The organism is Bacillus sp. FSL R10-2201, from assembly GCF_038008665.1.
Classification (GTDB): Bacteria; Bacillota; Bacilli; order Bacillales; family Bacillaceae_G; genus Bacillus_A; species Bacillus_A mycoides.
On the sequence record NZ_JBBOZP010000001.1, the window covers coordinates 4034522 to 4060970 of the forward strand.

General features: G+C 34.9%; 38 protein-coding genes and 1 pseudogene. 12 read left to right on the top strand and 27 right to left on the bottom strand.

Features of this window, described 5'->3' with window-relative positions; translation table 11 throughout:
* Positions 1–13: 13 nt before the first annotated feature.
* Positions 14–550, bottom strand: coding sequence for a hypothetical protein (locus tag NSQ69_RS20810; protein WP_002165082.1), 537 nt, complete (start codon positions 548–550; stop codon positions 14–16).
* 317 nt (positions 551–867) lie between these two features.
* On the opposite strand from NSQ69_RS20810, the gene NSQ69_RS20815 reads away from it, so the two are divergent.
* The 5 genes from NSQ69_RS20815 to NSQ69_RS20835 all read left to right on the top strand — a co-directional run bounded on the left by NSQ69_RS20815 (position 868) and on the right by NSQ69_RS20835 (position 3517).
* Positions 868–1845, top strand: coding sequence for a LacI family DNA-binding transcriptional regulator (locus NSQ69_RS20815; protein ID WP_002184974.1), 978 nt, complete (start codon positions 868–870; stop codon positions 1843–1845).
* 97 nt (positions 1846–1942) lie between these two features.
* The gene (locus NSQ69_RS20820; RefSeq protein ID WP_002184973.1) at positions 1943–2524 is read left to right on the top strand and encodes a TetR/AcrR family transcriptional regulator; all 582 of its coding nucleotides are present in this window, start codon (positions 1943–1945) and stop codon (positions 2522–2524) included.
* 71 nt (positions 2525–2595) lie between these two features.
* Positions 2596–2928: a DMT family transporter gene (locus tag NSQ69_RS20825; protein ID WP_000312339.1), complete on the top strand. Its 333-nt coding sequence runs from the start codon at positions 2596–2598 to the stop codon at positions 2926–2928.
* A gap of 1 nt (position 2929) precedes the next feature.
* Positions 2930–3244, top strand: coding sequence for a DMT family transporter (locus NSQ69_RS20830; protein ID WP_002015033.1), 315 nt, complete (start codon positions 2930–2932; stop codon positions 3242–3244).
* 15 nt (positions 3245–3259) lie between these two features.
* A complete protein-coding gene (locus tag NSQ69_RS20835) occupies positions 3260–3517 on the top strand; it encodes a DUF3975 family protein (RefSeq protein ID WP_002129069.1) in 258 nt (85 codons plus the stop codon).
* A gap of 16 nt (positions 3518–3533) precedes the next feature.
* Here the strand turns inward: NSQ69_RS20835 and NSQ69_RS20840 are convergent, their stop codons facing one another.
* The 12 genes from NSQ69_RS20840 to gcvT all read right to left on the bottom strand — a co-directional run bounded on the left by NSQ69_RS20840 (position 3534) and on the right by gcvT (position 12585).
* Positions 3534–3719 (bottom strand): hypothetical protein, encoded by a 186-nt coding sequence (locus tag NSQ69_RS20840; RefSeq protein ID WP_341099637.1) that lies wholly within the window; start codon positions 3717–3719, stop codon positions 3534–3536.
* Positions 3720–3966: 247 nt separating this feature from the next.
* Positions 3967–4563, bottom strand: a complete 597-nt coding sequence (locus NSQ69_RS20845; RefSeq protein ID WP_341099638.1) for an ABC-2 transporter permease — start codon at positions 4561–4563, stop codon at positions 3967–3969.
* Between the two features lie 14 nt (positions 4564–4577).
* Positions 4578–5201, bottom strand: coding sequence for an ABC-2 transporter permease (locus NSQ69_RS20850; RefSeq protein WP_078421750.1), 624 nt, complete (start codon positions 5199–5201; stop codon positions 4578–4580).
* Positions 5202–5233: 32 nt separating this feature from the next.
* Complete coding sequence (locus NSQ69_RS20855; protein WP_201052956.1) at positions 5234–5866, bottom strand: ABC-2 transporter permease; 633 nt, start codon at positions 5864–5866, stop codon at positions 5234–5236.
* 14 nt (positions 5867–5880) lie between these two features.
* Positions 5881–6549: an ABC-2 transporter permease gene (locus tag NSQ69_RS20860; RefSeq protein ID WP_078213469.1), complete on the bottom strand. Its 669-nt coding sequence runs from the start codon at positions 6547–6549 to the stop codon at positions 5881–5883.
* Positions 6530–7402 (bottom strand): ABC transporter ATP-binding protein, encoded by an 873-nt coding sequence (locus tag NSQ69_RS20865; RefSeq protein ID WP_201052957.1) that lies wholly within the window; start codon positions 7400–7402, stop codon positions 6530–6532. The genes NSQ69_RS20860 and NSQ69_RS20865 overlap by 20 nt, the downstream gene beginning before the upstream one ends.
* Before the next feature lie 3 nt (positions 7403–7405).
* Complete coding sequence (locus NSQ69_RS20870) at positions 7406–7780, bottom strand: GntR family transcriptional regulator (protein ID WP_002184968.1); 375 nt, start codon at positions 7778–7780, stop codon at positions 7406–7408.
* A 118-nt stretch (positions 7781–7898) separates the two neighbouring features.
* On the bottom strand, positions 7899–8090 hold the full coding sequence (locus tag NSQ69_RS20875) for a hypothetical protein (RefSeq protein ID WP_002088608.1): 192 nt from the start codon (positions 8088–8090) through the stop codon (positions 7899–7901).
* Between the two features lie 70 nt (positions 8091–8160).
* Positions 8161–8364, bottom strand: coding sequence for a DUF3929 family protein (locus NSQ69_RS20880; protein WP_000262495.1), 204 nt, complete (start codon positions 8362–8364; stop codon positions 8161–8163).
* Between the two features lie 284 nt (positions 8365–8648).
* Entirely contained in the window at positions 8649–10124 is a 1476-nt protein-coding gene (gene gcvPB, locus NSQ69_RS20885) for an aminomethyl-transferring glycine dehydrogenase subunit 2 (RefSeq protein WP_002122485.1), read from the bottom strand.
* Positions 10121–11464, bottom strand: a complete 1344-nt coding sequence (gene gcvPA / locus NSQ69_RS20890; protein ID WP_341099639.1) for an aminomethyl-transferring glycine dehydrogenase subunit 1 — start codon at positions 11462–11464, stop codon at positions 10121–10123. The genes gcvPB and gcvPA overlap by 4 nt, the downstream gene beginning before the upstream one ends.
* A 20-nt stretch (positions 11465–11484) precedes the next feature.
* Positions 11485–12585, bottom strand: a complete 1101-nt coding sequence (gcvT, locus tag NSQ69_RS20895) for a glycine cleavage system aminomethyltransferase GcvT (protein WP_002034013.1) — start codon at positions 12583–12585, stop codon at positions 11485–11487.
* Between the two features lie 391 nt (positions 12586–12976).
* On the opposite strand from gcvT, the gene NSQ69_RS20900 reads away from it, so the two are divergent.
* Both NSQ69_RS20900 and NSQ69_RS20905 read left to right on the top strand, forming a co-directional pair.
* A complete protein-coding gene (locus NSQ69_RS20900) occupies positions 12977–14659 on the top strand; it encodes a DEAD/DEAH box helicase (RefSeq protein WP_016120803.1) in 1683 nt (560 codons plus the stop codon).
* Entirely contained in the window at positions 14646–15440 is a 795-nt protein-coding gene (locus tag NSQ69_RS20905; RefSeq protein ID WP_002088611.1) for a YqhG family protein, read from the top strand. Before NSQ69_RS20900 ends, NSQ69_RS20905 begins: the two co-directional genes overlap by 14 nt.
* 49 nt (positions 15441–15489) lie before the next feature.
* Here the strand turns inward: NSQ69_RS20905 and NSQ69_RS20910 are convergent, their stop codons facing one another.
* Together NSQ69_RS20910 and NSQ69_RS20915 are read right to left on the bottom strand one after the other, a co-directional pair.
* Positions 15490–15621, bottom strand: a complete 132-nt coding sequence (locus tag NSQ69_RS20910) for a hypothetical protein (protein ID WP_002129080.1) — start codon at positions 15619–15621, stop codon at positions 15490–15492.
* Between the two features lie 98 nt (positions 15622–15719).
* Positions 15720–15947, bottom strand: a complete 228-nt coding sequence (locus NSQ69_RS20915; RefSeq protein WP_000032698.1) for a hypothetical protein — start codon at positions 15945–15947, stop codon at positions 15720–15722.
* Between the two features lie 71 nt (positions 15948–16018).
* Between NSQ69_RS20915 and NSQ69_RS20920 the strand changes: the two are divergent.
* Positions 16019–16154, top strand: a pseudogene (locus tag NSQ69_RS20920) (GTP pyrophosphokinase).
* Between the two features lie 110 nt (positions 16155–16264).
* Positions 16265–16900 carry a VC0807 family protein gene (locus tag NSQ69_RS20925; protein WP_002015010.1) on the top strand — a complete coding sequence of 212 codons (636 nt, stop codon included), beginning with the start codon at positions 16265–16267 and terminating at the stop codon, positions 16898–16900.
* 66 nt (positions 16901–16966) lie between these two features.
* Here NSQ69_RS20925 and NSQ69_RS20930 read toward each other — a convergent pair whose 3' ends face one another.
* The 10 genes from NSQ69_RS20930 to comGA all read right to left on the bottom strand — a co-directional run bounded on the left by NSQ69_RS20930 (position 16967) and on the right by comGA (position 22612).
* Positions 16967–17167: a YqzE family protein gene (locus tag NSQ69_RS20930; protein ID WP_002015009.1), complete on the bottom strand. Its 201-nt coding sequence runs from the start codon at positions 17165–17167 to the stop codon at positions 16967–16969.
* A 38-nt stretch (positions 17168–17205) separates the two neighbouring features.
* On the bottom strand, positions 17206–17703 hold the full coding sequence (locus NSQ69_RS20935; RefSeq protein WP_002167678.1) for a shikimate kinase: 498 nt from the start codon (positions 17701–17703) through the stop codon (positions 17206–17208).
* A gap of 151 nt (positions 17704–17854) precedes the next feature.
* Complete coding sequence (locus tag NSQ69_RS20940) at positions 17855–18505, bottom strand: 2OG-Fe(II) oxygenase (RefSeq protein WP_002167677.1); 651 nt, start codon at positions 18503–18505, stop codon at positions 17855–17857.
* Between the two features lie 174 nt (positions 18506–18679).
* Positions 18680–19051 carry a competence type IV pilus minor pilin ComGG gene (comGG, locus tag NSQ69_RS20945; RefSeq protein WP_002167676.1) on the bottom strand — a complete coding sequence of 124 codons (372 nt, stop codon included), beginning with the start codon at positions 19049–19051 and terminating at the stop codon, positions 18680–18682.
* Positions 19048–19509, bottom strand: a complete 462-nt coding sequence (gene comGF, locus NSQ69_RS20950; RefSeq protein WP_002088620.1) for a competence type IV pilus minor pilin ComGF — start codon at positions 19507–19509, stop codon at positions 19048–19050. Before comGF ends, comGG begins: the two co-directional genes overlap by 4 nt.
* Entirely contained in the window at positions 19493–19789 is a 297-nt protein-coding gene (locus NSQ69_RS20955; protein WP_002088621.1) for a hypothetical protein, read from the bottom strand. The genes comGF and NSQ69_RS20955 overlap by 17 nt, the downstream gene beginning before the upstream one ends.
* Entirely contained in the window at positions 19782–20237 is a 456-nt protein-coding gene (gene comGD / locus NSQ69_RS20960) for a competence type IV pilus minor pilin ComGD (RefSeq protein WP_002129089.1), read from the bottom strand. The genes NSQ69_RS20955 and comGD overlap by 8 nt, the downstream gene beginning before the upstream one ends.
* The gene (gene comGC, locus NSQ69_RS20965; protein ID WP_002088623.1) at positions 20234–20533 is read right to left on the bottom strand and encodes a competence type IV pilus major pilin ComGC; all 300 of its coding nucleotides are present in this window, start codon (positions 20531–20533) and stop codon (positions 20234–20236) included. Before comGC ends, comGD begins: the two co-directional genes overlap by 4 nt.
* Before the next feature lie 11 nt (positions 20534–20544).
* Entirely contained in the window at positions 20545–21582 is a 1038-nt protein-coding gene (gene comGB / locus NSQ69_RS20970) for a competence type IV pilus assembly protein ComGB (protein WP_002138336.1), read from the bottom strand.
* A complete protein-coding gene (comGA, locus tag NSQ69_RS20975) occupies positions 21569–22612 on the bottom strand; it encodes a competence type IV pilus ATPase ComGA (protein ID WP_012261710.1) in 1044 nt (347 codons plus the stop codon). The genes comGB and comGA overlap by 14 nt, the downstream gene beginning before the upstream one ends.
* A 205-nt stretch (positions 22613–22817) precedes the next feature.
* Here comGA and NSQ69_RS20980 point away from each other — a divergent pair, with 205 nt between their 5' ends.
* The 3 genes from NSQ69_RS20980 to NSQ69_RS20990 all read left to right on the top strand — a co-directional run bounded on the left by NSQ69_RS20980 (position 22818) and on the right by NSQ69_RS20990 (position 25538).
* Complete coding sequence (locus tag NSQ69_RS20980) at positions 22818–23513, top strand: helix-turn-helix transcriptional regulator (RefSeq protein ID WP_002014995.1); 696 nt, start codon at positions 22818–22820, stop codon at positions 23511–23513.
* Positions 23514–23793: 280 nt separating this feature from the next.
* Positions 23794–24036: a DUF2626 domain-containing protein gene (locus tag NSQ69_RS20985; RefSeq protein ID WP_002015110.1), complete on the top strand. Its 243-nt coding sequence runs from the start codon at positions 23794–23796 to the stop codon at positions 24034–24036.
* A gap of 107 nt (positions 24037–24143) precedes the next feature.
* On the top strand, positions 24144–25538 hold the full coding sequence (locus NSQ69_RS20990) for an L-cystine transporter (protein WP_002138338.1): 1395 nt from the start codon (positions 24144–24146) through the stop codon (positions 25536–25538).
* Positions 25539–25618: 80 nt separating this feature from the next.
* Here NSQ69_RS20990 and NSQ69_RS20995 read toward each other — a convergent pair whose 3' ends face one another.
* Together NSQ69_RS20995 and NSQ69_RS21000 are read right to left on the bottom strand one after the other, a co-directional pair.
* Positions 25619–25957 carry a hypothetical protein gene (locus NSQ69_RS20995; RefSeq protein ID WP_341099640.1) on the bottom strand — a complete coding sequence of 113 codons (339 nt, stop codon included), beginning with the start codon at positions 25955–25957 and terminating at the stop codon, positions 25619–25621.
* Positions 25958–26098: 141 nt separating this feature from the next.
* The gene (locus NSQ69_RS21000; protein ID WP_002067106.1) at positions 26099–26314 is read right to left on the bottom strand and encodes a DUF3912 family protein; all 216 of its coding nucleotides are present in this window, start codon (positions 26312–26314) and stop codon (positions 26099–26101) included.
* Positions 26315–26449 lie beyond the last annotated feature (135 nt).

The following is a 26449-nucleotide window of genomic DNA, read 5'->3' on the forward strand; positions in this document are numbered from 1 at the left end:
ACAGCTAGTTTTTTCATTCCATATTGTTCGCAATGTACAGCAGATTTTGTTTAATCACATCTTCAGCTTTCTCATCTACATTACGATATAATAGCTGATATTCAATCCCCTTCTCTTTCCATATAAGCGTAGCAAATTCGTCCCCTCGCTCGTAATCATCCTTATTTTTAAAATAAGCAGGTGCTCCATTATTCAATTTCATTTGTTCTTGAAATCGATTCTCTTCTACGAGGTATGGAAAACTGTAAGAAAAGTTGGCCACTGTTAATTCTATATAATCGTGCCTTCCTTTCTCTTGTTGCTTATATTTAATCGTTAAGACAGCATTCTTCTTTCCCATCGTTCTCACCTCTCCCTGCACATCACTCGTAATGTCATAAGGTAAAAACGTTGGAACTTTAAACTTCGCCGGAAAATATTTTGGAAGTTCCTTTAGCGGAATCGGATCAGTAACACGGTCCTTAGCCCCTCCTGTTGTTCCTACAAATGTTTTTTCTTCTTGCATCGTTTGCTGAAATGAACATGAGCTAAGTATTACACTAGAAAACACGAAACAAATGATTCCTTTTTTCAATTTGTTTCCGCCCTTTCATACCGCTCTCTTAACGAGTGAAGCGTTTATACTCTCTACTATTCGCTGCGTTATCAAACGCCTCCTCCGAAAACTTTCCACGTTATTCTCACACATTCTGACAAAAATTCTTTGCAGACATACAAAAAAGACCCCACTATTCTTACGCCCAAATAAAAAGGTTACGCGAACAACAGAAGTCATGCTTATAACATAGAGTGTGAAAAGCTTTTCAGGTCAAGATTTTTTTCATTCTTATTATTTTCCCCTTATAATTAAGGAAAGAGGTGATACATATGGCCAATATAAAACAAATTGCAAAAACTGCTGGTGTATCTATATCAACTGTTTCTCGTGTCCTTAATAATCATCCTTACGTAAAAGAGGAAAAACGTAAGCGTGTTTTAGATGCAGTTGAAGAATTGAACTATGCAAAAAATATAAATGCTATCCATTTAATAAAGGGTAAAACATATACAATTGGCGTTATGCTACCTTTTATTAATCTTCCGTACTTTAGCACGATCATTGAAGGAATCGGAAACGAAGCGTTAGCAGCTGGATATCATATTAATTTATGCCAAACGAATTACGATAGTATTGAAGAAATTCGCGTTCTTGAAATGATGAAAATGAAGCAATTTGACGGGATGATTATTTGCTCTCGCACGAGTTCATGGGAACAAATTGAACCGTTCGCAAAATTTGCCCCTATTATTTCATGTGAAAAAATGAAACATCCCCTCATTTCATCTGTCTATGTAGATCATTACGAAGGATTCCGCCTTGGTACTTCCTATTTACTCAGTAAAGGTCATGAAAAAATCGGCATTTGTTTAGCAAGAAAAACAAGTGCTAATTCAATCGAGCGTGAAAAAGCTTTCGCCGATACTCTTCGTCAAGAAGGAAAAACAGTGCACCCTGATTGGGTTTTTCATCAATGTTATACGATGCAGGACGGGGCACAAGTACTCCATCGCATTTTAAGTATGAAAAATCGCCCAACCGCTATTGTTACAGCGAACGATCAAGTTGCCGCTGGTTTATTAACAGAGGCAAAAAAACATGGCATTCGCATACCTGAAGACCTCGCTATCCTGGGATTTGATAACCATGAAATTTCAAAAGCATTAGAAATTACAACTATTGAACATCCCGGTCTCACAATGGGCTCACATGCTTTTTCTTTATTCTATAAACAAATTCAAAGCGAGCAAATTATCGGCAGTACAGAAGAACTTTCATTCCATTTAATTGAGCGAAAAACAGTCTAAAAAAGAGCGTTAACTATAGCGCTCTTTTTTATCCCTTCACCTATTGACTTTATATTTTTCATCTCATATAATTAACCTAACGAACGGTAGGTAGGGGATGAAAATGACAGCAAACCGCATTAAAGCTGTAGCACTTTCTCATTTCGCACGCTACGGCTATGAAGGAACTTCATTAGCAAATATTGCTCAAGAAGTTGGGATTAAAAAACCATCGATTTACGCACACTTTAAAGGAAAAGAAGAGCTATATTTTACATGCTTGGAATCCGCTCTTCAAAAAGATTTGCAAAGCTTCACAGGCGATATCGAAAATTTTTCAAAATCGTCTACTGAAGAATTGCTAGTAAATCTGTTAAAAGGTTATGCAAAACGATTTGGTGAAAGTGAAGAATCAATGTTTTGGTTACGAACTTCTTATTTTCCGCCGGATGCATTTCGCGAACAAATTATTGATAAAGCGAATGTACACATTGAAAATGTCGGAAAACTTTTATTCCCTGTGTTTAAAAGAGCAAGCGAACAAGATGAACTGCATAACATTGAAGTAAAAGATGCTTTGGAGGCTTTTTTATGCTTACTTGACGGCCTTATGGTTGAACTACTATACGCAGGTTTAAATCGTTTTGAGACACGTTTAGAAGCTTCTTGGAAAGTATTTTGGCGCGGCCTTTCAAACTGACGGATTGCTCCTTTGCAATGCGTCGTTTTTAAGCCCTTTACCTAACGACTGGTAGGAAGGAGAAATGACATATGGCATGGATTTATGTAATCATAGCTGGTATTATTGAAATCTTTTGGGTTATTGGACTTAAAAAAGCGGAGGCACCACTTGAGTGGGCTGGTGTTGCTCTATTAATTACAATTAGTTTCGTCTTATTATTTAGAGCATATAAAGATTTACCTGTCGGCACTGTATACGCAGTCTTTACAGGAATTGGAGCTGGTGGAATCGTTCTTACAGAGATTTTCATCTTCGGAGAACCTTTCTCTATCGTAAAAGTATTATTAATCGGTTTAATCTTCTTCGGAGTAATTGGTTTAAAACGAGTAACAGAAGAAAAAGAAGCGAAGGAGGCCGCATAAAATGGCTTGGGTATTTTTAATTCTAGCTGGTATTTGTGAAATTGTTGGTGTACTCTTTATGAAAGTAGCCACTGAAAAGAAAGGCTGGGCACCAAAAGTTATTTTAATCGCTAACTTTGGCGTAAGCTTCTTCTTCTTATCTCTTGCAATGAACACATTACCGATGGGAACTGCTTACGCAATTTGGACTGGAATCGGAACTGCCGGAAGTGCACTTCTCGGGATTCTTATTTTCCGCGAGTCAGCGGATTGGCGTCGCCTTGCCTTCTTAAGCTGCATTCTATGCGGCGCTGTTGGCTTAAAATTATTAGGCTAACGTGAGGTGAATGTCATGTGGAAAGAAAAAGGAAAACAAATCTTAACATGGATCACACTCGGGATTATCATTCTATTACAAATAAGTTTTCATATAATAGAATGGCTGTTTCATAAAGTATTATCCATTCTTACATTCCTTCCTAACATGGCACTTGAAATTGCATCTATCGCTTGGTCAATTATTGCCTCCATTACAATCGTGATTATATGGAGTATCGCCAAGCTTTGGAACAAGTTATTTAAAAAGGACAGTTCTTCTGAAAAGAAGTAACTGTCCTTTTTTATGTCTATTTAGATTTTCTATAGAAATTTGATGCGATAAGACAAAGCAGACTAACTATGACAACACTCATACCAATCCCTTTATGCAAACTAGGAAGTAGCGGTGGTATATCTGAGTAAAAATTTGCTAATATGAGACCTATTGAAAATAAAAGTACTCCTATTCTATATAACCATTTTCTTTTGTTCATCATTCTCCCTCCTAAAATTTTTCATATCCTTCTTTCTTTTGGACATACTACCTAAAAAAGGAGTGGGTTATATGCAAAATTCTATACATAAGCAGATCCTATTTTTATTTTTCCTCTTTCTCATTTTCGTTATCGTTTTCAGCTTTATATTACATACTCCGAAAGATGTGCCTAATAGCCTTTCTGTTTATAAACTTTTGCTCTCGTATTGCCGTTATTGAAGAAGGTGCCTTTTACGAGGCACCTTTTAAAATTCTCTCTTCTCATACAATTTCACTGAAACGAAGATAGATACTATGAACATGCAAATTGAACTAACGAATAACAAGCTGTTGTATAGTTGAATTTGTTCCAGGTTGATTTGAAACAAAGTTTCTAAAATAACAATCGGCGCCATGAATATTACTATCGTAATAAAAATAGTTTTTTTATACCCTAGCCAAAACGATATCGGTAAAACAAAGCTTAAATACACTAAAATAAAGCTAATACTAGCAACCATTGTCGTTTCAATAAATTCAAATAGGTTAACCCCATTCTTCATTCCCATCGTGAAACAACCGACCGTTACGCTTATAAAAAGAATAATAATTGCTACTATATATTTCGCATACACAATTTGTTTCCTGAATATTGGCAAACTACTTACTATAACTTCACTCTCATTTTTACTATCTGCTTCAAATGTTTTTACTGTTGCCCCAATTGTAATAATTACTGACATAATTATGAACAGATTTTCCGTATCTGTTAAAGCCATATAAAAGAAAACAGGATACAATATGTACCAAATTAAAAATTTCCATTGAATGATGAAATCTTTTAAAATTAGTTGTTTCAACACTATTCTCCTCTCTCTTACAAATCACGCTCACTATACAAATTAATTGAGAATAACATAGACATGATATATAAAAGAAGCAGCCCAGCTATAAAACAAACATTTACGACTAGACTCGTGCTCCAGGCATTCTCTATATCTAACCACACTTTACTTACAATCAGTCCACTTAAATACCCCAACGCAAGTCCGGCGAACGGAGCAATTTGTTTTGCACTGCTATATCCTACTGAAAATTCAATAGGAAGTACGATCATGCTATAAACAAAACCACCTGTTATTCCTCCGAGAATCGCTCCCCATAGCATAAATACAGTTATATGCTCATTTTGTAACTGGATTAAACCAACTACAAGTGAGAAAATGCCACCTAAAGCAACTAAAATACTTGAAAATATGTATTTTGCTATGACAATTTCTTTGCGCTCAAACGGTAAACTATTTACTATCATTTCACTTTTATTTTTCCCCTCATAACTCATCGACAGTACCATACCAAGAAAAGGTATAGCTATGCTAAGCGTCATAAGAAAGCTGTCACTACGAAAATCAACAATAGCAAGGAAAAACAAACATATAAGATAAACAAACCCTAACTTTCTTTGCAACACTATATCTTTTAAGACCAGTTGCTTGATCATGTTTTACCCCTCCTAATATGAAAATGTCCCTTCTATAACTCTGCCTCCTGAAACATTTTCATTGAGAGAAACATTGATATGACTATACTTACTAATACTCCGATACCAAGAACAATCATTGCTAGTGTAGCCTCTTGAGATTGAAGTACTTTTAACATAATTATTTTATCACCAAAAACATTGCACATAAGGCCAATCATACCCGTTAAAGGCAAAACCATAATAACATTCAAAACAGAAGTAGCTTTATATCCTCCAACGTAATTAGCAGGTATCGTTACAACACAATAGATCAAAGTTGCTACTATTGCTGAAAATATTGCATATCCAGGAATAGCTATGTCTCTGTTCAATAAAATATTTCCTAATATTACGACTATAAAAGTTGTACTCAAACCAGTCATAATAAATAATGAGCTTGAAATATATTTAGCTATAACTATCTCTTTTCTCGTTATAGGCAAACTCACTAATACTTTTTCTGCTTTACTTTTCTCTTCATGATAAAAAGAAATATATATAATCGTACTACATGTTATAAATAATCCTATTGCAATCCCCATTGGTTGGACGGGATTCCTAAAAACAGAGAAAATAGGTATTAAAAAATAGAAAGGAAACATCTTCTTATGTAAGAAAAACTCCTTTAAAATCAACTGTTGCATATGAATTCTCCTCTCTATAAATCACGCGATCCATAAATTTTAATTGTTAGAAACATAGAAGCGATATATACACTAGCTAATATAATTCCTCCAACTATAAATAAGCTAAGATGTGATGGATTCATAATCCACTCAATGAATGAAGGTGCTGTTGCGTTCAGTCCATCCCCTATAAATATCCATGCAATTCCAGCTACTGCCATCGATGCTCCTGACAAGATACTTCTTGCTACCTTTGATTTGGTTCCGTAATAACTAGGAAAAAAAGCCGCAACAAAAACCAAAGCGTAAACAGCCCCATTTACTACTCCATACCACGGAATTTCAATATACAAATTAGGATGGTATACACCGATATCATCAATAACAGCGACACCTCTTATAAGAAAAACAACTAACATAGTTGAGACTATCCCACCTACAATAAATATCGCACAGGAAATATATCTAGCAATTATGATATCCTTTCGACTTAACGGTAAACTATTTATAACAATGTCACTTTTATTCCTTTCATCCATATAGATTAACGTCATAACCGAGGAAAGGGTTATAAATAGACAACTCATCGGAAATAACAATTCACCACTTGGCTCTAACATAAATAACAAAAGAGGCATAACAAAATTCACTAACCACGTTACCCGAAAAAAGAACAAATCTTTATATATGAGCTGACGCATAGGCACCTCTCCCTTTCGCAGTGTAAACGATAATATCATCTAATGTAGGATTTTCTAATACAACCTCATTTCCAAACCAATCGATAATTGCTTGTTTATCCTCTGCTAAACCTTCGAAACCAAATTTATTTTTTCGTAATCCAACAAATAGTTCTTTTCCTTCTCGATCTAATAAGTCATTACTGCCCTTTACGATTACGTAGTTCTCCATTAATTCGTCTTTCTCACCAGTAAATATAATTTCTCCATCATTGATGAACGTAATATAATCTGCAATACGTTCTAAGTCTGTCGTAATGTGCGTTGAGAATAATACAGATACTTCATCTTCCATTACTATTTCTTGCAATATATCAAGCAATTCACTTCGAACAACTGGGTCCAATCCTGCTGTTGGTTCATCCATAATAATAAATTCCGCATGGTGTGAAAGTGCGATTGCAATCGCAAATTTCATTTTCATCCCTTTGGATAACTCTTTAATCTTTTTATACTTTGGAACTTGTAATCTCTGCATATACGATTGATACTGCATTTCGTCCCACTTTTTATATAACGGTGCAATAATCCGTTTCATTTGCTCACACGTTAAATCTTCGTAATAATGATTTTCATCATATACAAAACCAATATTTTGTTTTATTTCCTTTTCGGCTTTCTTATTGTCCTTACCAAAAATTTTTATATCACCGCTCTCTTTTCTGATTAAATTCATAATCATTTTGATCGTCGTACTTTTTCCAGCTCCATTCGGTCCGATAAATCCCATAATATATCCACGTGGCAATGTAAAACTTACATTTTTCACTGAGAAATCTTGATAAGTTTTACAAACGTTTTTTAGCTCTAACATCTCTTATTCCCCCTCATATAAACACGCAATCATCTGCTGTAAATCTTCAAGTGAAAGCTGCAACGCTTTACTTTCATTCACAATCCCTTCCGCTTTACTTTCCAATAGACGTAGCCGCTGTTCTTTTAGTAGTTCATTATTTTTACGTGAAACATAAGTCCCCTTCCCAGCAACAGTTTCTATATATCCTTCTTTTTCAAGCTCCTCGTACGCACGCTTCGTTGTAATTACACTAACTTGTAATTCCTTCGCTAAGCTACGAATAGACGGTAATTGGTCTCCACCCTTTAAACCACCATTTAAAATAAGCTGGCTTAATTGTTTTCTTATTTGCACATAAATAGGGTCTTGGGAAGAATTCGAAATAATAATATTCATGTTTTCCTCCAGTGTGTGTATATACTGTGTATACCTTATATATACAGTATATACACACCATCCTATTTTTGGCAAGAAAAAAAGACCAACATTTTCCTGTTGGTCTTTCGTATATGTATCACTTTTCAAAGCGATCTAACATTTCGTCTCTCATTCCGAAACTAACAACCGCAATTCCTACATACATAAAAAGAAGGAATGCTGGATGAACTGTATTGTACCAGCTGCTATCAACAATTAAATAAATCGTTAACGCCACAACAAGAACAAACGCTAAAATAAACATATAAAAGTGTCGTGTATTACCCATGATAAACTCCTCTCTTCTCTCTTCACCATTCAACAGTATATTGTATCGAATAATTCGATATGACTCAAGGTTAACTTTCTGTTATGTAATCAAGTTCTACCTTTACAATGTCCTCACACGCTATTGAAATGATTGTTCCTTGTTTATCAATCGCTGTCACTTCTCTATTATCCATTACACGGTGTGCTACTCTTTCTAACACTTTCCCTTGGTCTCGGTAACAAAATTCTTTTACATCTTTAATTGTTTCTCCATTTTCTAAATGGTATACCATTCTATAACATCGATATCCCACGCTTCCACCCCCGTCTTGCTCGTTTTTTCACATATACATAAAAATGAGTAATTTCTACCTCATCACATCTTCTTAATTTCAATAAAATTCTAACAAAAATAAATACTTTTATCAAACCGACTTTTTCAACAAAATCACCTATAAAACCGCATCTTTACAGCAATATGAAACAAAAAATATAAATTTTTAACATTTTTTTCATTCTAGCTGCACCAATGTTGCAAAAAAAAGAACCCGCATGTAGCGAGTTCTTTTTTTTGCAATCACACTTGTACAGGTGCTAGCTTTTCATAACGTAAAACTGGTTTACGAGCAGCCAATGTTTCATCTAAACGTTTTATTACTGTTGTATGTGGTGCTTCTTGTACAACTTCTGGATTTTCTTCTACCTCTTTAGCAATTTGAATCATCTTATCAATGAAACCATCTAATGTTTCTTTTGATTCTGTTTCTGTTGGCTCAATCATAATACATTCTTCCACATTTAATGGGAAGTAAATTGTTGGTGGATGGTAACCGAAATCAAGCAGACGTTTTGCAATATCTAATGTACGTACACCAAGTTTCTTTTGACGACGACCTGATAATACAAATTCATGCTTGCAATGTCTATCGAACGGAAGATCATAGAATGGTGCTAATCTTCTCATCATATAGTTCGCATTTAATACAGCATACTCAGTTACTGCACGCAAGCCATCTGGGCCCATAGAACGAATATATGTGTATGCACGAACGTTAATTCCGAAGTTACCATAGAATGGTTTCACACGCCCAATTGCTTCTGGACGATCATAGTTGAAGTGATAGCCATTTTCTGTTTTCTCTAAAATCGGTTTTGGTAAGTACGGAATTAAATCAGCTTTCACACCTACTGGACCAGAACCTGGGCCACCGCCGCCATGCGGACCTGTAAATGTTTTATGAAGATTTAAATGCACAACGTCAAATCCCATATCTCCTGGGCGTGCTTGGCTTAATACCGCATTTAAGTTTGCACCATCATAGTATAATTTACCGCCTGCGTTATGGACGATTTCTGCCATTTCTAAAATATTTTCTTCGAATAGGCCTAATGTATTTGGATTTGTTAACATAAGTGCTGCTGTTTCTTCGTTTACAACACGTTTTAAATCATCTAAGTCAACAAGACCATGTTCATTTGATTTCACCGTAATTGTTTCAAAACCAGCTACTGTTGCAGACGCCGGGTTTGTTCCGTGAGCAGAGTCAGGAACAATTACTTTCGTACGGTTAAAGTCACCGTTCGCTTCATGATATGCACGAATCAACATTAATCCTGTCCATTCTCCGTGTGCACCAGCTGCTGGTTGTAACGTAACAGTATCCATACCTGTAATTTCAATTAAATGTTCTTGTAAGTCATACATTAATTCCATTGCACCTTGCACTGTTTTTTCATCTTGAAGTGGATGAATATTTGCAAAGCCTGCGAAACGAGCTACGTTTTCATTAATTTTCGGATTATATTTCATCGTACAAGACCCAAGTGGATAGAATCCAGAATCCACACCGTGGTTACGGTTTGAAAGCGCTGTGTAATGGCGCATAATATCAAGTTCAGATACTTCTGGAAGCTCTGCATCTTCTACTCGAATATAATCACTCTCAAACACATCTTCTAATTTTACTTCTTCTACATCTAATTTGGGTAAGCTATATCCTACGCGTCCTTCTTTAGTCACTTCAAAAATAAGTGCTTGGTCTTGGTTCTTCATTGGATAGCCCCCATTTCGTTTACAAGTGTGTCAATTTCCTCTTTTGTACGAAGCTCTGTTACCGCTACAAGCATATGGTTTTCATGCTCTTTATAATCACGGCCTAGGTCGTAACCACCGATAATATTCTTTTGTATTAATACATCATTTATTTCTTTAACTGGACGTTTACAATCTACAACAAATTCATTAAAGAATGGTCCAGCGAACGTTACTGTGAAACCTTTCGCTTCAAATTGACGTTTTGCATATTGTGCTTTAGAAATGTTTTGACGTGCCATTTCTTTTACACCTTGTTTGCCAAGTGCCGTCATTGCAACAGAAGCTGCTAATGCATTTAACGCTTGGTTTGAACAAATGTTAGACGTCGCTTTATCACGACGAATATGCTGTTCACGTGCTTGTAACGTTAATACAAATCCACGTTTACCATCTGAATCTACAGTTTGTCCGACAAGACGTCCTGGAATTTTACGCATAAATGCTTTCGTTGTTGCAAAGTAACCACAGTGCGGTCCACCAAACTGCGTTGGGATACCGAATGGTTGTGCATCACCGATTACAACATCAGCACCGAATTTTCCTGGCGGTGTTAATGCGCCTAATGATAATGGATTTGAAGAAACGATAAATAATGATTTTTGTTGATGAACGATTTTTTCGATATCAGCTAACTTTTCCACTTGTCCGAAGAAGTTTGGATATTGAACGATTACACAAGCAACTGTATCATCTACTTCACTTTGTAATACTTCTAAATCTGTTACACCGTTTTTATAATCAATTTCAACAACTTCAAGATTTTGACCTTTTGCATATGTTTCAAGTACCGCTCTTGATTCTGGATGAACTGCCGCTGAAACAAGAATTTTCTTTTTGCGAGTATGACCAGCTGCTAGCATTGCCGCTTCAGCTAAAGCTGTACCTCCGTCATACATAGAAGAGTTTGCTACATCCATTCCTGTTAATTCACAAATCATTGTTTGGAATTCAAAAATTGCTTGTAATTCCCCTTGTGAAATTTCTGGTTGGTATGGTGTGTAAGCTGTATAAAACTCTGAACGAGAAATAACATGATCAACAATTACTGGAGCGTAATGATCGTATACACCTGCTCCTAAGAAAGAAGCATATTCTTTTAAATTAGCATTTTTACTAGCCATTTGAGATAACTCTTTTAAAAGCTCTGGCTCTGATTTTGCTTCTTTAATTTTTAAATCCCCTTTAAAACGAACACTCTCTGGAATATCAGAGAATAATTCGTCGATCGTTTGAACGCCGATCGTTTGTAACATTTCTTTTTTGTCTTCTTCTGTCATTGGAAGATAACGATGCAACATGAAATCTACCCCTCTCCCCGTTACTTTGAACGTTTATAAAATGGTGTTGGAACAACTACTGCTTTGACGCGTTTATTACGAATTTCAATTTCTACTTCTGTATCAACTGCTGCGTATTTTACATCAATTAGTGCTAAACCAATGCTTTTCTTTAACGTTGGAGATTGTGTACCACTCGTTACTTCCCCGATTTTTTCTTCTCCTATAAATACAGGGTAATGCGTACGAGGAATACCGCGTTCGATTACTTCGATGCCGACTAATTTACGAGATGCACCGTTTTCTTTTTGCTCTTTTAACGTTTCTTTTCCAAAGAAATCTGCTTCTTTATTTGGTTTTACCGCAAAGCCAATTCCCGCTTCAATCGGTGTAATATCTTTTGATAACTCTTGTCCGTATAACGGAAGTGTTGCTTCGAAGCGAAGTGTATCACGAGCACCTAAGCCACATGGTTTTAAGCCCTCTTCTGCTCCCACTTCAAGAAGTTTCTCCCAAAGTTTTGCTGCATCTTCACTCTTACAGTAAATTTCGAATCCATCTTCACCTGTGTAACCTGTACGAGATACAAGTGCAGGAATTCCATCTACAAGAATATTATTTTTAAATTTAAAGAACTTAATTTCTTTCAAATCTTCTGACACAACTTTTTGTAAAATGCCTTCTGCTTTTGGTCCTTGAATTGCAAGCTGCGCAACTTCACTAGAAACATTGACTACTTTCGCATCGCCAATTACATGGCTAGCTAACCATTCGTAATCTTTCTCGATATTTGATGCATTGATTACTAATAAATAGTCTTCTTCACCACGTTTGTAGATTAATAAGTCATCTACTGTGCCACCATTTTCATAGCACATAGCTGTATATTGTGCGCCCCCTACCTTTAAGGTAGATACGTCATTTGTAACAACACGTTGTAAAAATGCTAAACTATCTACACCTTTTACCTCTACTTCTCCCATATGAGATACATCGAACAAACCTGCTCCTGTACGTACAGCTTCATGTTCCTCTTTAATGCTTGAAAATTGAACTGGTAATTCCCAACCACCGAAGTCGACTGTTTTCCCACCATACTTCGCGTATACATCAAATAACGGTGTACGTTGTAATGTAATCATGCTCTTTCCCCCTTATGCTCTGACAAATCAATAAAAGTTGCTTCCCATATCTAAACATTTTCATTCTGAAAAGATAAGGTTATACGGAATCTCAGTATATTTTTTTATGAAAGCGTAAATAAAAAGTTACTTTCTTGGATAAAATACGAAAGATTCCACACATTTCACACCATTATCCTAACATTATTCGCTATATTTCATCAATATTCTAGCATAAAAAATAATTTAGAATTTTTCATTCTTAATCTTATTAAATACAAATTTTGAAATTTAGCCCTTTATCATTGCCTATTCTTTAACTTTTAGTAATTGTGATAGCGCCTTATTACGAGGCTTATAATAAAGATTTTTTAAATAATCACTTTAGTTTATAAAAGGTGGGAGAGTCTTAATGAATGTCGATATTTCCGTAGATCGAACGTGGCAAAACAATTTTTTAAAAAGAATTGATGAAGATGGTCCTTGGACAAATTGGGATTTATATCATTTAGCTTATAAAACAGAGAAATCGTTACTCGTCCCTACTTTTGATGGATTGCAAGCACCGAAACATTTATCACATTTCACGCCGCTTCCACATCAATTAGAGGTCGCTCAAAATGTCATTGAACAAATGAATGGTAAAGCGATTCTAGCAGACGAAGTCGGACTTGGAAAAACGATTGAAGCTGGACTTATTTTAAAAGAATATATGGTTCGAGGACTTGTAAAAAAGGTACTCATTCTCGTTCCAGCTTCTCTCGTATCTCAGTGGGCGTATGAACTAAACACAAAATTTTTTATTCCTGCGGTCGCTCAAAAGAAAAGTTATTCTTGGGAACAAGCTGATGTCATCGTTTCATCAATCGATACTGCGAAACGTTCACCGCATCGCGATATCGTTTTAAACCTAGAGTATGACCTTATTATTATCGATGAAGCACATAAACTAAAAAATAATAAAACAAAAAACTATGAATTTGCACAGCGATTAAAAAAGAAGTTTTGTTTATTACTAACTGCAACTCCTGTTCAAAATAAAATCGATGAAATCTTCAACCTCGTTTCTTTATTAAAACCAGGTCATTTAGGCAATCAATCTAATTTTGAAGAATATTACGCTTCCAAAAATCGTTCCACTGAATCCGATGAAGATTTAAAAGCTCTTATCAATAAAGTAATGGTTCGAAATAGACGCAATAACACTGGCATTGATTGGCCGAAGAGGCATGTACGAACAATCTTCGTTGAATTCAATGAAGAAGAACAAGCTTTGTATAATGAAATTGAAAATTGGCGTGGACAAGATGCCGTCACATCTGCTTTCTCATCCTTAACTTTAAAACGGGAAGCATGTAGTAGTCGTGAAGCTGTTTACTATTCACTAAAAAAACATGTAGAAAAAAGACAGAAAGAAAATGAGCACTACATAAAGGACCCACATATTGATGTGCTGATGGACAAAATTAATCATATTCCGTTCAACTCCAAAGCAAATAAAGCACTAGAGCTTATAAAAGAAGTTGACGATAAAGTCATTATCTTCACTGAATATAGAGCTTCACAAATGTATTTACAATGGTTCTTACAACAACATGGCATTTCCTCTGTTCCATTTCGCGGTGGATTTAAGCGCGGGAAGAAAGATTGGATGAAGGAGCTTTTCCAAAATCATGCCCAAGTATTAATTGCGACCGAAGCTGGTGGTGAAGGAATTAACTTACAATTTTGTAGCCATATGATTAATTACGACTTACCGTGGAATCCAATGCGACTCGAGCAAAGGATTGGACGTATTCACCGTCTTGGACAAAAAAATGATGTTCATATTTATAACTTAGCAACAAAGCACACTGTTGAAGAGCACATTTTAAAACTACTATATGAAAAAATTAATTTATTTGAACGTGTAATCGGTGAACTCGATGAAATTTTAACGAGAATCAACATGAAAAATATTGATGCGCATATTCAAGAAATTTTCGCGCATTCAAAAAGCGAAGGTGAAATTCGAATCAAGATGGAAAATTTAACATCTATTATCGATTTTGCGAAGCGCAATGAAGCAGAGGTGCAAGACTATGCAGCAAAATGAAATTCATAATTACTTATATAACTTTTTTGAGGCGAATAACTGCGAAATTTTAGAACGTTCCCCTCACCTATTAGACGTGCAGTTAACAATTGAAATGGATAAATTATTAATGAACCGCCCTTTCTATTGGCACTATCTTGAAAAAACAGGAGGCGTTCCGAACCCGATGCGCCTTACTCTTATTACAAATCCAGAAAACGAAGAAAACGACGGTGAACTTATTCATTACGGTTCACCCCGTTTGCATCAAATATTTGAAACAACAAAAGAACTAGGTTCATACATACGTTTATATGAGGAAGTGAAACATAGCGGGGCAACTCATACCCCCCTTCATCCTTGGCTTGGTGTAAATATAAAAGTATCTTATCAATGCGACCGAAAAAAAGACATACTTCATTCCATCGGTATTCATCTTATTTCCGGGACAATGATTGCAAACTTTCATGACACTTTAGCAGAGATCAAACTCACACCGAAAATACCTGACTTTTGTTTTACCCTCTCACCTATCATTAAGCCACAAAGTGGCTTACAACGTATAGAGGATGCTTTAAAAAGTATAATCGCTGAAGATGACCACACGTGGGCAAAAGAAGCGAGAGTGCGTTGGAATCACGATTTAGACCTTTTAAATCGATTTTACGAAGATAGCGATGAACTTCCAGAAAGCTATGAAATTGAAAAGCAAGCATTACAAGAACAATACGAACCACGCATTACAATACAAATTATAAACGGTGGTCTCTTTTATGTTACCGCAAATCATTTTCTATCTTAAAGAAAGCTCCTTCAGATTGAAGGAGCTTCTTTTAAGATATGTTCCCAGCCTATTCTCTATCTTCATTACGCCCTTGCTGTTTTTTCTCTGTCATACGTTTCTGATATGCACGATCCTTTGCACTTACATGGTTTGCATCAGTTGGAAGATTCTCTTTTGAACGACCAATTCCATTACTCATCTTTTTCGCCTCCTTTTTGCATGTTTCAAAATGCATCTTTATTTTCAGCTAGAGGCACAATCCTTATACAAAAAAATAAGAGCAGCCAGTAGCTGCTCTTACTCATTCACGTATTTTTGAAACATATCATGGATGCCTTGATTTACGAGGTTCGAGATCTGTTCGTCAGATTTATTCGGATAACGATCACGTAATCTGATAGATGCCTTCACCATTAAATTTTCTAATACAGAACGGCCACCTTCTCCATAAATAATTTCAGCATACTTAACCAGTCTTCCATCCTCTAATGTTGCTGGATTATGATTGAAGAAAAATTTACTCATTGTCTCCACCTCTCTTTTGATAACGTTTACATTTATATAGATTATTTATGTTATTTATTTCACAATATTGTATGCATGTATATTTAATTAGTTTCATTATAAAGTAACATATCAATAGTAAATATGTGATTTTCCATCCATTTTGTGAACAAATCAAAAAATGAAAGCGTTTCCTTTATTATATACCAAAAAAACTTACTACGCTAGGGACAATTTTTTTAATCTACTAATCATCTACTTTTCTTTTTTTTATTAAACCTTATACAATTTTCAGAAATTATATTATAAAATATATGTATGACTTAAGGAGGATTTGTATGAATCAAAATAAAAAAGCTATATTAGATCTTGTCTTTTATCTCGTATTCCCATTCCTCATTTGGAAATTTGCAAAACCTTATATCGATCCTTATTACGCAATGTTAATTTCCTCTGTTCCGGGGATTATTTATACACTGTATACCTTTAAAAAAGAAAAACAGTTTAACGTTACAGGGTTCTTTATTTTAATTACACTCATTTCTAATACAACCGTAGACTTAATATCTGGATCAGCGGAACGAATGCTATGGAATGATGCATATTATCATATCGTACTTGGCTGCATCGTTATATGTACAATCTTTATAAAAAAACCACTTATGTTATATTTCGCAGCGGATATTTCAGCACTGCAAGGTCATGATCGTGATAAAAGTCGTGAGCTTTATCGTGATAGTCGTATATATCCAGCACTGCAATATTTAACACTATTTTTCGGCCTTCAATTTATATTAAAAAGCTTCTTGAAAATCTATTTCATCTCTGTTTTCGGTGTAGATGGATATGGTGAAATGAGAGCTATTATGACCGCTGTTGGCTGGGGTATTTCTATTTGCATCGGAATAGGGTTTGTATGGGTAAATAATAAGATACATGCGGTTACTGAAGAAAAAGAATCTGTGCAACAATAAATAAAGATCCCCTAGCAGCTTGTTGCACTAGGGGATCTTTATTTTGCCAGACATATTACGAAAAAGTTAGCTTGATTTTTTTCTTTTATTTTTTACATTTCGATAAAACAAAGCAGCGCTCAGTGGCATAACACCAAACCATTTATTTAAGAATGGCTCTTTCTCCGCACGACGTTGTTGTTTCTGTTGTTTTCGATCCTCTTTTGGAGCATCCATATATGACACAAATTGCTGTGTCACAAAGCGTACATAATCATTAGTAGACATATTATCATCACCTCTACTTGATTAGTATGTCCACTTTTTTATTCATTAATCTTTTGCTTTAATTCATTCATAATTTGCTTTACCGACTTATTTGTCGTATCGATATGAATATCAGCCTCTTCATAATAAGCTCGGCGCGATTCAAATTTCGTTATAAATGCATCTATATCTTTCTTCTGAAATAGTGGACGTGTCGTATCTTCACGAAGCCTTTCTGCAATTACATGTGGATCGCAATATAAATACACAACAGTTCCATTTTCCTTCATCCACTTTCGATTTTCCTCTCGTTCAATAATCCCTCCACCAGTTGTCATAATTACATTCTGAACCGGTAATGAACGTAACATTTCACTTTCATATTCACGAAAAGCCATTTCGCCTTCTTCTGCAAAAATATACCGAATCTCTTTCTCTTTCTGCTCTTCGATTTTTTGATCTGTATCTACAACTTCCATATGGAGTTCTTTACTTAACGCTTTTCCAATTGTTGTTTTCCCGACTCCCATATAGCCGGTTATGTATATAGATTTCATTTTCGTTCCTCTCAATCATCCGTTATTATTTGTTATTATAACGAAAGATGTTACTTTATTTAATAAAAAAACGTTTTGTTCTTCTTATACTATGAAGAACAAAACGTAACATACTCACTATTTTCTCGTAATCAAACAAGCTGGCTCACTTTTACTTATAAGTACCTCTTCTCACCCACTGCGTTGCAATCCATTTCTCGCCCTTCGTAACAGGTGCCCCTCCATGTAACGTAAGCTCATTTAGTGATTGATCTTGATAAAAGTACTCAAAGTATACTGCCATTCCCTTTCTAGGGTGTACAGAAAGATTTAATTTCGGAAAGAATGTTTCTCCGCCTTCTTCTACATCATTTAAGTACATCACAAGAGTACTTATACGATTATTAGCAGCTGATCTACTATGTTCCGCAAAATAATCATAGTGCGCTTTATATTCTTGATCTACTTCATAATTTAAAATGTGCAATCCTTCTCCATGCGCTACAGGAACATTCGTGATAGATGAAATTCGTTTTTCAATCTTCGAAGTTAGTTCATTCTCTTCCAAAAATGCACCACTACTTGTTCGAATATCATTTACATCACGTGATGAACCAACTTTAGAACGTTTCATCTTACTTTTAGACAATTCAATTAATTCATCGCACTCTTCATCACTTAATACATTTGCTAATACGACAATAAGAGGTTCTTCGAATTTTGAAATAATTTGTATTTCCCTATCCTCTGTCATAATCGTATTTCCTTTATGATCAAAAATAGTTTGTTCCTTATTTTCACCTATTTGATTGTTATTTGTCATTTCCTTATCTCCCTAGAAAAAAATGATTGGATAGCATGAATATATCATATTCTTTCTACCTTTCTCTTTTTTGAGAAAATTTAAACTTTTGACCATTATTCTTATCCCTTTCCTCAAAGAAATTGACTCCCTCCACAATAGAAACTCATGGTTCTTCTCCATATATTTTACATATTATCCTTCTACCCAATCAAATATTTTATTATCCTTTTCCCTATACCGAAAGCTCACTGTATAGAAAACTCTCTGTTTTGTAACACATTGCAACGAAATGATAATAACATCATTTTCAAAGACGTACTTTCCACTCACTTCTCCTCTTTCATACTGAAATAAAAAAACATCCTCTTTTTCTTTTTGCTGTAACTCTCTTTTTATATCTGAAATAGCGCGATCAACAAGTTCCTCCATGAAAAAACTTTGTTCTATTTCAGAATAAAATTTTTTATCCGAAAGTAACATATTCGTTTCGTACATCAAAAAAGAAATGAATAAAATAAGAAAAATAATTGTTCCTGGCATTGCAAATCCATCTTGTTTTCTCATGTTTCTATCTCAATTTCACTATAGCGCACAGCCACGCCTTCATATATTTCACCACTTATATCTTTCACATATATATATAACAAATGAGGTGTTAATTTATACGAAATCGCTTCAATCCTTTGTAATATAAATTCCCTTCCGCGCATATTTACTTTTCTTATTAAATTACTATTCAACTTTTCATACGTCACCTGATCACCATTACGAAGTTGGAAGCGTAAAATATTCCCACCGTTTTCTAGCTCTATCTTCCTCCCACTTAATACTTCACGAAACTCTAATTGCATTTGTCCTAAAAACACATCCCACTCCCAGTCATTTAATCCTTTTGAATGTGTATTTTCTATCCCCATAATATGAAGACGCGGTAAAAGTAAAAAGAACATTGATAAAAGCAACAAACATGCAATCATTTCTATTAATGTAAATCCCGCTTCTTTTTTATTTTTCCTTTGCATAAAGGCATTGCTCCATCGCTTTTCCTCTCATATCTTTCCACATCGTACAAACTTCATCTCCTCTCCAATATGTGTAATATACAATTCCTTTTATGACTTGCTCTTTTACTCGCTTTTCCTCATTCTCATACTTAAATAAGGCCGCTTCTTTTTTTAATAATATTAATGCTTTATAGCTCATTTTTATATTTTTTCTTTCTTGCATAATTAATAATGTTTGCGGGAGCAATAACGATGCTGCCATCATTATTAAACTTAACGCTACAACCATTTCAACCATTACTGATCCTTTTTGACACTTCACGATACGTAAATCTCCCTCTTCCAAGCTGAAATACAATCTCATATTTATACCCTCGATAGGAAAGTAAAATCGTACCACCCCTATTAATATTCCCGCTCGGATTATATGTCATTGGATTTGGAAAGGTATGCAAATCCATTTGGACATCTTTATCATATTCTCTCTTAACAATTAAAAGGTCTGTCTCCGATTCCGAAATATAATACATCTGTTTCCCTTTAAACCAGCGTAACGTATAATGTTGTTGACGCTTAATCGCCAACTGCTGCATATACAAAATATCATTTGAAAACTGTTTCAAAAACTGCTCAACTTTTTGTTTTTCATGTAATGAAGTAACGTTAAAATGCGTAACAACACTCAGTACAGAAATAGCAAATAAGACAAGTAGCATTTCTAAAAGAGTAAAACCTTTTTGCTTCACGATTTCCCAGCTGATACCGTACCATCATCGGAAATATGGATTGGTTCACCTTTCGGGCAAGTTTTTGAAGTAATATACTTTCCTGTTTCAAGTTCCTCTATTGATGGAATCTTATTATGTTGCAAGTGATATGCTTGTATTTGTGCTTCTATAGATTTCACATAGGCTGCACATCCTTTTCCTTGGACGGATGAGCGCTGTGTAACTACATTTGGAATAATTAATAGTAATAATACAGTTATGACAACCATAACTAATAACATTTCTAAAAGAGTAAAGCCCTCCTCATTCTGCATGTAAATGCCCCCTATATAGAATTCATCATTTGAAACATCGGCATAATCATCGCTAAGTACATCAAAATGACTATAACCCCAAGACATGTAAATAAAATGGGTTGAATCACAAATAACATACGTTTAATTTTTTGTTCTACCTTTTCAATAATGAGCTCACTGTAATCACCAAGCTCATTTGCTAAATTACCGTTTGCTTGTCCATGCGTAATGATATAAGAAAGTTCTTTCTCGTAATAACCGCTTTTATCAATAATAGATTGTAACGGTTCTCCTGCAATTAATTGCCGCTCAATTCGGTCTGCTTCATACTGAAAGAACGGATGATACTTTTGCTTCATCATTATTGTTAATGCTTCGTGTACCGACAATCCACCGTGTAATAAACCACTTAATTGAGTGGAAAAATAATGCGAATGATTTAAAATAAGAAATGTTTTCATAAGGGGAATACGGATCATAATCTTTACCTTTTGAGTAGGCGGAAGTTTTCGGAAATAAAATATATATATACTAAATCCCGTTATAACGATAAGAACAATCATATAAATGAAGTAGGGTAATAATTTAATTGCAACTAAAATTTGCTCCGTAAGTGGTGGTGCTGTAGAACGTAAAGAACTATACATCATTTCAAACTGAGGCAATAAAATGAGGTTAAAAACAGAAAGCATAATCATTAAAAAAAATGATAAAAACATAGGATATCGCATTACTTTCATCATATCTTTCCTATATTTATCTTTCTTGTAAAGAAGTACGCTCCCTTGTTGCAAAGCAAAAGAAATGTCACCATGTCGCTCTGCATAAAACAAATAACTTAACATCTCAGAGTGAAACATTAATTGGTGAAAAGAAGCGTGCAAACTTTGTCCATTTTTCAATCCCTCGATCATACGCTGTAACTGTAATTTCTTCCCTAATGGTAGTTGCAACTGCAAAAATTCCAACGCCTGCAAAAGTGAGTAACCTTTCTCTAATAAATCACTTAATCTTTTACATAATAATGCTTGATCACTTAAACTCCATTTTCTCTTAAACATATACATCTTCTTCTAAAAAGCCTAAAGCATACCCTTTTCGAACCGACGCTTCCAACGTTTTATAGTGATACGTAACATGTTCTCCACTTGCTTCTTTAATCGCTTGTTTTAATTCATATCCATATAACAGTTCATAAATGCTTGCCTGTCTCACTTTCCTCATTGATTTACACAAAGTTGCACACTTCCCTCTGCAAAATGGACATTTTAATTCGACGAGCCGCTGAGCAGCTACTGCTAATAATGATTGTTCAATTTCTTGCCTTGTAATACCATAATCCATAAATCGCAGTATCGCTCCTTTCGCATCATTTGTATGCAAGGTTGTCATTACTAAATGTCCCGTCAAACTGGCCCTTACAGCTACTTTTGCTGTTTCTTCATCACGAATTTCGCCAACTAAAATAATATCTGGATCATGACGCAAAATAGCCTTTAATCCCGTTTTATATGTGATACCAGCTTTTTCATTTATTTGAATTTGTAATAAACCGTCTTTTCTTTGCTCAACTGGATCTTCCAGTGTAATAATGCGACGTGTTTGCCATTTTCTAGCTACTTCTAATAACGCATACATTGTTGTTGTTTTTCCAGAACCAGTTGGCCCAGTAAATACGAGTAACCCATGAGAATGCTTTAAAAAAGAGAGTAATTTTTCCGCTGAACTTGGAAATAACGAAAGATGAGACAGTGGCTGTACAGATGCTTGTAAATGGAGGCGAATAACGAGACTTTCTTGATATACTGTTGGAAGTGTTGAAAGGCGTAAATACACTTCTTGTCCATCAATTTGTAAGTACAACGAACCATTTTGAGGTTTTCTCCTCTCTCCTATATCCATTGATGCTAAAAATTTAAAGTGTGAAACAAGCTTTTCTCCAAATTCTTTCTCAATACACCGTTTCGTAATTAAATCTTTTCCAATACGTAATTGAATCGCCACATCCTTCTGCCTGGGCACAATATGTAAGTCCGATGCTCGCACCCTACAAGCTTCTTTCATAATCATATTTGCAAAAAGCTCGACACTATTCATCAAGTTTCCCTCCTCACTATGTATATATCATAAAAAAATGCACAAGAAAAATTAGAGATTTTGTATTTTCACTAAGAGAAAAAGGAAAAATATGTTTGTGAAATTATGAACAATTTCCGAATTATTGTCTGAAATTACCTATATAGAAGTTTATCTGTATTATAATGTTAATATCTTGGATAAAGTGATAAAGGTGGAGATCCTCATGGAACAAGCTTTAAAAATTACAGGTGTATTATCTGACCCTACTCGTTATTATATTTATAAATATATTTCGCAAAAACATAATTACGTAACTGTACAAGAAATTGCAGATGAGTTTAACATTCATCCAAACGTAGCGCGTTTACATTTATCTAAATTAGAAGATGTTAATATGCTCAAATCAGAAACAAAAAAAACTGGGAAAGGCGGCAGACCAAGCAGGCTATACGTCTTGTCTCAAGATGTCATCCAGTTACAATTCCCATTTCGCGATTATCAATTATTAGCGCAGATAGCATTTAATTCACTGCTAAGCTTAGGTAGTGCTGGTGAAAAAGCGCTATATGAAACAGGGAAACAATTCGGCAAAGAATTAATGCAACAACATATGCATCGCTTAAATGTAAGTGCAGAAGCATTGACGATAGAACAAAAAATGCTAATCGCAAAAGAAGCATTCTCAACAGCTGGCTTATCTCCTGCTTTTGAATTAAGTACAGATGGCACAAAAATTTTCTATGATGTACACAATTGTCCATTTAAAGAAGTTGCTGCGCATCATCCGACTGAAATTTGTAATATGCATGGAGATATGATGAAGGGGATTTTTGAAATCCTATTCCCGAACGTGGAATTAACACGAAACGATAGTCTACTAGATGGATGCAAATCTTGTAACTATAAAGTGAAACTTTAATCAGTGGGGGGTGTTCTTCCCCCACTGATTATTAGCCCGCACCAATCGGGCTTTTACGGGCAGTTATCTCCCACCTAACTTCCTCGCATTTTGCCGAATTTTGAGGTGGGAGTTTTACTGCCCGTTAATGCGGGATAAAGTTCAAATTTAGTTTTTCAACTAAGAAGAAGTCAATATTATAATTGGCTTCTTTTTTATATGAATGAATATTTACAATAGTTAGAAAAATAAACTATAATGAAAAGAGGTTTTACTTTTTTTAGAAAAGGAGGGAGATGGCATGGAGCGCATGTTTCGCGTTCTCGGCTTTTGGACTGGAATTTTCTCGGTTATGTTTTACGTAGGGGATATGCATTCGACCGCACTACTATTTTTAGGACAAACAGGATTCTTCGTACTTTTAAGTTATTTAAAATTAACAGAGCGTATGTATATATACGTATTCGGGGCATATTTAACCGTTTTCTTCATCGGATTTACATGGTACACAACATTTTTACTTGTCCCTGGAGCTGGGCATTAAGAGATGGCAAATTGCCATCTTTTTTTTAATTCCGCAATTCCCTAGTTGACTTATAGGTTTTATTACCTTATATTCTATATAACACATTGGAATTAGGGGGAATCAACATGAATACACTGCTTGTCGGGATTAACATCACAGTCATGCTCATTTTAGTTGGCGTATTGTATTATATGCAACGTAAGCATGTATCTTTTAATAAACGTGTATTTACTGCTTTAGGAGTCGGAATTATCTTTGGTCTTATATTACAATTTATTTATGAACCTACTTCTAAAGTAATTATCGAATCAAATACCTGGTTTAGTTTAATTGGTAACGGTTATGTGAAATTACTTCAAATGATCGTTATGCCACTTATTTTAGTATCTATTATTTCAGCATTTACAAAATTACAATTAACGAAAAACCTTGGTAAAATCAGTGGTCTTATTATCGGAATTTTAATTCTTACTACAGGAATTGCCGCAGCTGTCGGTATAGCTGCAAGCGCAGGATTTGATGTATCAGCAACAGGATTACAACAAGGTGATGCAGAATCTGCTCGTCTGAAATTAGTAGAAGAAAGATTTACTTCTATTGAAAAGACAACAATTCCAGACAAATTGTTAGAACTGTTGCCTACGAATCCTTTTCTTGATTTAACAGGTGCTCGTCCAACATCAACAATTTCTGTTGTAATATTTGCAGCCTTTATCGGGATTGCCTTTATAGGTGTAAAACGAAAATATCCAGAACAAGCAGAGCTATTTAAGAAAATGCTTGATGCTGTATATGCAATCGTAATGCGTATGGTAACATTAATTTTACGTCTTACTCCATACGGCGTATTAGCTCTTATGGCAAAGACAGTTGCTGGTAGCGATATTAACGCTATTTTAAAACTTGGTAACTTCGTGTTAGCATCTTACGTAGCTCTTATCGTAATGTTTATCATTCACTTATTATTAATCGCATTATCTGGTTTAAATCCAATTCAATATTTGAAAAAAGTGTTCCCTGTATTAACATTTGCATTTACATCTCGCTCTAGTGCTGGTGCAATGCCATTAAATATTGAAGCTCAAAAAGAAAAGCTTGGTATTTCTGAAGGAATCGCTAACTTCGCTGCATCCTTTGGGGTATCTATCGGTCAAAACGGTTGCGCAGGTATTTATCCAGCAATGCTTGCTATGATGGTCGCTCCAACTGTAGGAATTGATCCATTACAACCACAATTCATTTTAACTTTAATCGCTGTCGTTGCTATTAGCTCATTCGGTGTTGCCGGTGTTGGTGGCGGTGCAACATTCGCAGCGTTAATCGTACTATCTACAATGAACTTACCAATCGGCATTGTCGCTCTTGTTATCTCAGTTGAACCATTAATCGATATGGGTCGTACAGCTCTTAACGTAAGTGGTTCTATGACAGCTGGTCTTATTTCTAGTAAATGGCTTGGTGAATTAGATCAGGATACGTACAATCAAGATGATGTAAAAACTGGTGAGATTGCTTCATAATAAAAAAGGACGCTAACAATTTATACTGTTAGCGTCTTTTTTATTATGTTCCATCTCTATACATCTTCTCTTGAAAGTTATCACTCCAAGTATTCTTCTAGTTGCTCTTTTAACTCTTCCTCAATCTCATAACAAGATTCATCAACAAGTTCCCCTACTTTCTTACTCCCCCAAACTCTCGACTGAGTTGGCATCCCTAAAAAAGTATTTTCGCATCTCCAAATTGGAATAATGTAAAATTCAATCATCTCTCCTTCTTCATCTAATATCGCTATAGAAACTGATGAATAATATCCTATTTCAAAGGGATTCTCTTTTTCTCTTTCAAATCCCATATCTAATTTCATATTTTTCCCTATGTATAAATGCGAATACGCTTTAAAAAACCCAAGTGATATTCGCTCGATTTCCTTTTCCATACATTTAATGTTCTCTTTCAACTCCTATGTAAACTCTTGTTCTTTATACTTCATTTCCGTATCCCCACACATAGAAAAAGAGAATATAATAACATATTCTCTTTTCTCAAATATATTTCATTATCTCACAGCCCGTCCCTTTCACAAATAACCATTTTGCTCGCACCATTTATGAAATTGTCCTACATCTACTCCAACTAACACGATATCCTTTAGCTCTACATCAATACTTTGTTCTCCAATTACAATAGCAAAATGGGATTCTAATTGTTTTTCATTTTTCTTTACAGTTCCAATTCGGTTCCGATGCGGCCCATCTTTTATATATGCTTTTTGTCCTACAATATCAAAGTTCAAGATTCTCACCTCTTTTACTGCGCTCAAATTGGAAATACAATCTCCACCTCGGAAAATTTCCTTTCATTGCACTATTTCTCTATATATATGACGAAACAATAAAAGAGTCCTTCCTTCTTTACAATTATTTTTTCT